Here is an 873-nt window from a genome sequence, read left to right on the forward strand (position 1 = left end):
GGTGATGGGGATGGGGCGATGAGGGCGTCTGGATACGAGCGTAACGATGACGATTGGTATCAGGAGCCGGAGTGGGTGACCGATGCGCTCCTTGCAGTGGAGAGGCCGTTTGTGGGGCGGGTGATGGACCCGTGCTGTGGTGCCGGGAATATCGTCAGACGGTTGTGGCATAACGATCTCTTCGCGAGTGGAACCGATATTGTCGAGCGGGCAGTTTGGGTTGAGGAAATATCGTTTGATAGAGCTCTCAAACGCGGAAAACCAACATCCGTCATCAGCAACCCGCCATACGATCAGGCACAGGACTTCATCGAAACCGCTCTGAAATTCACGCAGGATCGCGTCTGCGTTCTCCTACGACTTGCGTTCCTTGAAGGCATGCGACGCTACGAATGGTTCCAGTCTGCGCCGCTGGCTCGTGTTTGGGTTTTCTCCCGGCGCGTGTCGATGCCTCCAGGTGGAAAAGAAATTCCGGCGAAGAGTGGCTCCATCGCCTACGCATGGTTCGTGTTTGAAAAAGGCCATCGTGGGCCGCCGCAGATTGGATGGTTGGACCCCGCGTTTGGTGACAGGAAGCGGGAGGTTGCGGCGTGACCGAAAACAGTACCAATCCGCGAAACGGCGTGGTACGATCAGGGATGACCCACGAAACATGGCCGCACTGCCTGAGCGAGAACACCCGGGCGGGAGTGAACCCGGAGCCGCGTGACTGGAACGTCGCGTGTGCGATGGCGCAGGTGCGTATGGGCGTGCCGCTGACTGAGGTGCAGAGGGCGCTGGTGGAGAAAACCACCGCAGCGCGCTCACAATGACCCGCGCTCCATCACGAACAATACGCGATCTGATGCGCCGGTTCGCACCTATGGGCTGGAC

The 873-nt window shown here is 59.3% G+C and carries 2 protein-coding genes; both read left to right on the plus strand.

All coding sequences use genetic code 11. From position 1 onward, the window contains the following. On the plus strand, positions 1-594 hold a 594-nt coding region (locus GVI59_RS18690; RefSeq protein ID WP_242013225.1), incomplete at its 5' end, for a hypothetical protein. Continuing rightward, entirely contained in the window at positions 591-812 is a 222-nt protein-coding gene (locus GVI59_RS18695) for a hypothetical protein (protein WP_173575540.1), read from the plus strand. The genes GVI59_RS18690 and GVI59_RS18695, both read left to right, overlap by 4 nt. The last annotated feature ends 61 nt before the right edge of the window (positions 813-873 follow it).

Source organism: Acetobacter sicerae, from assembly GCF_011516765.1.
In the GTDB taxonomy this organism is placed as follows: Bacteria; Pseudomonadota; Alphaproteobacteria; order Acetobacterales; family Acetobacteraceae; genus Acetobacter; species Acetobacter sicerae.